Here is a 3,853-nt window from a genome sequence, read left to right as displayed (position 1 = left end):
CGCTTCGAGGACGCTTTCGGGGATGAGGTCGGTTTCAATAATTTTGCGCTCGACAGGAATGAGCCGGTCGCGCACGAAGCGTTCAAGCTGTATCAAGAATTGTTCGAAGACTTCTGCATCCATGCCGGCGTTGCACATCGGTTACCTGTCAGATTGGATCATAAGGAAAGACATGCGCCGAGACTTCATCGGCGCGCGCGAAGCTGCTGCGAAACGAAGGTACAAGCTCGTGGGCAATTGCCTCCGGCGTCCAGCCTTCGACCTTGGTCATCGACCGGATCGGCCGGGGCTTACAAAACAGGGCGATTTCATTCTTGCGAACCGCGAAAATCTGGTTCGTCACGTCCTTGGACAGGTCGGATGCCAGATAGGCAACCAAAGGCGCGATCTTGTCTGCCGACATGGATTGCAACCGTTGGACACGTTCGTGTTCGGCAGGGGTTGTCGCGGGAATTGACGAGGTCATGCGGCTCCACGCAAAAGGCGCGATGCAGTTCGAGCGGACGCCAACCCGCGCCATGTCGAGCGCGATAGACTGCGAAAGCGCGACGACGGCCAACTTTGCCGCCGAATAGTTCGCCTGCCCGATGTTGCCGATCAGACCGCTCGTCGAAGTGAAATGAACGAAACTGCCCGCCTTCTGTTCACGAAAATAGGGCGTGGCGGCCTGGGAAACATTGAAGACACCAGTAAGATTGACCGCGATGACGCTGGTCCAGTCCGCGTGACTCATCTTGTGCCAGATGCTGTCTCGCAGGATGCCTGCATTGTTCACGACCGCATCAATTCGGCCAAATTTCCGTACCGCATCCTCGATAATGCTCTGCGCCTCCGCCGGATCTGCAACATTACCGAAGTTGGCCGCCGCTTTGCCCCCGGCAGCGATGATGTCGTTGGCGGTGTTCTGAGCGAATGCGGTATCGCCGCCGTTGCCCGCCTGCGCCACGCCAGGATCGTTGACGATAATTGCCGCCCCCTGCGCGGCGCAATACAACGCCAGTTGGCGACCTATTCCGCGCCCGGCACCAGTGATCGCGACAACTGATCCATCCAGGCACCGATCCATATCCCGTTCCTCAAATGCAATTAGCCCGACAGGCAGGACTGGCTCAATGCCAGGCCCTGGCAACAAGCTCACCCAGTTCCTCTGCCACTCCGCCAGATGTGCTCGCCAAGGTACAATAGTTGGCAAAGCTTGCCTGGACTGCTGCTTCGGACGACTCGGCACGGGTCAACTGGTCCAGGTCCAGCCCAGCGAGCATTTGGGACTGGACCAGACGTTCACCATGCAACTCTGCCGTCTTCAGCGCCGCATAGGCTGCGGCGTTAATTTCCGACTCAGGCGTACCTTGGCACCACTGCTTCATCCAGCGCCGCACCGAACGGACCGGTTGCACGAAGCGTTCATTCGCAGTTGCTGCCGAGTGCTGCGCGGCCTCGATGTCCGAAACAGCGAGAATGGTGCTACGCGCCCCTGCCAACCAAAGGCAAAGCAACACCGTGTTGACGTCACACCCATGCTGGTCCTGCAAGGCAAGGCAGGAAGCTGCCACACCCGGCTTGGCATAAATGTGTAAAGAATAGTCCCATAACGCCGCCGCGTGCTGCTCCACCTGAATTGAAGCTTCATCACCCACTGGCGGCACGGCCGGGCCTTGGTCCGACCGTGCCGAAGTACCCAATCGCGGACCTTGGTGAAAATGCTGACCAGACATGCAACGAGGCCAACCGCCTAGAACGTGCGGGCGCCGAAATGGATTTCCATCATCGGACGCATGACATCCCACCGTTCCAGCTGCGACCAGTGGCCCGAACGGTCGAGAACGTACAGCTCGGCATGCTTGAGATGCTGGATCAGGTAGAGGCTGGTGTCGAGCGGCACCACCCGGTCCTGGCGGCCATGGAAGATCAGCACTTCGTGCGGCATTTTGCCCAGCAGTTCGGGCGGCATGTTGAGCGTCTCAATGCCGTTCTTCATCGAATCGATCATCTTGACCGCGGTCTTCATGATTCCCGGATCGGTGGCGATCTTGTAACGGTTCTCGACGATTTCCTCCATGCCTTCGAACTTCTCGGCATCGTAGGCGAAGCTGTGCATCACCTGGCGATAGCGGGCATATCGTGGATCGGAATAGAACGAGAGCAGGCGGATCAGTTCCGGGGTGCGCGGGCCGGGGGCTCCGATCGAACCCATCAGCACCACCTTGTCGATCGTGTCGGGCTCCTCGCTCATCATCTGCAGGGTCAGCGCGCCGCCCATCGAATTGCCGACAACGTGGGCCTTCTTCACACCGAGCGCCTCAAGCAGGCCAAAGCACTGGTCGACCCGGGTGCCGATCCAGCCCATCACGCTGTCAGGCCACGGATCGGGAATCACCGACTGGCCGAAACCGATCAGGTCGGGCGCGATCACGAAGAAGTTTTCGGCGAGGTCCGGCATCAGGTGATACCAGTTGGATGCGGCATGTGCGCCCGGACCCGCACCGTGAAGCAGCAGAATTGCCGGCTTGGACGGATCGCCCGCCAAGAGGGTGTGCGAGGTCAAGCCCCGGCCCGTGATCTTTTCTTCCCTGATAACCCCTTCAGCAGCCATGACATTCTCCCATGTGATCCTGACGAAATATCCGCGCGACTCCTTATATCCGCGCGACTCCTTGCCGGAGTTCACAGTCAATTTCGCCGGAGCCTAAGATATCGTTTGACATTGTGCAATGAGTTTTCCCAAGTGTTGCGCATTGGGAGCAGGACACATGACAGGCGAGACATTCGACGATCGACTGGTCGCGCAATTGGCGCAGGAACTCGACCATGCCGAGCAGACCCGCGAACGGATCCGGCCGTTCTCCGTGCGCTATCCAGGCATGCAGATCGAGGATGCCTACCGCATCAACCAGGCCTGGGTCGATCTCAAGCGAGAGCGCGGCCGGACCGTCTTTGGTCACAAGATCGGCCTGACCTCGCGCGCGATGCAGCAGGCAGCCGGAATCACCGAACCCGATTACGGCACCTTGCTGGATGACATGGTGTTCGAACAGGGCAGCGACGTGCCGACCGCCCGGTTCATCACGCCCAAGGTCGAGGTCGAGCTGGCCTTTGTGCTCGGGCGCCGCCTGGAAGGAGCACAGACGACGATTTTCGACGTCCTGAGCGCCACCGACTATGTGGTTCCGGCAATCGAAATCATAGACACCCGGGTGCATCCCAAGGATGCCGGAACCGGGGTGGCGCGCAAGGTCCTGGACACGATCAGCGACAATGCCGCCAATGCCGGAATCATCGTCGGCGGTCTGCCGGCGAAACCCGACGGGCTCGATCTGCGCCGCATCGGCGCCCTGCTCAGCCGCAACGGGGTGATCGAGGAAACCGGCCTTGCGGCAGGGGTGCTCAACCACCCCGCCAACGGCGTCGCCTGGCTGGTCCGGCGGCTCGCGCCCTGGGGGCAAGGGCTCGAAGCCGGAGAAGTCGTGCTCGGCGGATCGTTCACGCGCCCGGTCGAAGCGGCGCCGGGCGATGTCTTCAATGCCGATTTCGGCGAGTTTGGTTCAATCGGGTTCCGGTTCGTTTAGGGGGCGAAAATGCAGACGCCGGTCAACCGCTTCAAGGCGGCCTTGCGCGAAGGTCCGGTCCAGCTTGGCTTCTGGTTGGCCCTGGCCCATCCAGACATTGCCGAAATCTGCGCGGGCCATGGCTATGACTGGCTGCTGATCGATGGCGAACATGGCCCGCAGACCCTGCCCGGCATCGTCGCGCAGCTGCGTGCGGTCGAGGCGACGCCGCCGTGTTCGGCGATCGTCCGGATTGCCGGCCACGATCCGGTAGCGATCAAGCAGGTTCTCGATCTTGGAGCGCAGAC

General features: G+C 60.7%; 5 protein-coding genes. 2 read left to right on the top strand and 3 right to left on the bottom strand.

Going from position 1 to position 3,853, the window contains the following annotated elements; all coding sequences use genetic code 11:
* Nucleotides 1-148: 148 nt before the first annotated feature.
* The 3 genes from NZK81_RS21250 to NZK81_RS21240 form a co-directional block, all read right to left on the bottom strand.
* Entirely contained in the window at nt 149-1,066 is a 918-nt protein-coding gene (locus tag NZK81_RS21250; RefSeq protein ID WP_066762401.1) for an SDR family NAD(P)-dependent oxidoreductase, read from the bottom strand.
* A gap of 43 nt (nt 1,067-1,109) precedes the next feature.
* Entirely contained in the window at nt 1,110-1,637 is a 528-nt protein-coding gene (locus NZK81_RS21245) for a TIGR02444 family protein (protein WP_240530247.1), read from the bottom strand.
* Nucleotides 1,638-1,732: 95 nt separating this feature from the next.
* Nucleotides 1,733-2,593: an alpha/beta fold hydrolase gene (locus tag NZK81_RS21240; RefSeq protein WP_008828102.1), complete on the bottom strand. Its 861-nt coding sequence runs from the start codon at nt 2,591-2,593 to the stop codon at nt 1,733-1,735.
* A 157-nt stretch (nt 2,594-2,750) separates the two neighbouring features.
* Between NZK81_RS21240 and hpaH the strand changes: the two genes are divergently transcribed.
* Together hpaH and NZK81_RS21230 are read left to right on the top strand one after the other, a co-directional pair.
* A complete protein-coding gene (gene hpaH, locus NZK81_RS21235; RefSeq protein WP_260047964.1) occupies nt 2,751-3,566 on the top strand; it encodes a 2-oxo-hept-4-ene-1,7-dioate hydratase in 816 nt (271 codons plus the stop codon).
* A 9-nt stretch (nt 3,567-3,575) separates the two neighbouring features.
* The coding region (locus NZK81_RS21230; RefSeq protein WP_260047963.1) for an aldolase/citrate lyase family protein at nt 3,576-3,853 on the top strand (278 nt) is incomplete at its 3' end.

It is taken from the genome of Novosphingobium mangrovisedimenti, assembly GCF_025153475.1.
Lineage (GTDB): Bacteria > Pseudomonadota > Alphaproteobacteria > Sphingomonadales > Sphingomonadaceae > Novosphingobium > Novosphingobium mangrovi_A.
The sequence above is the reverse complement of the archived record's forward strand: the minus strand, read 5'-3'. Positions and strand labels throughout refer to the sequence as shown.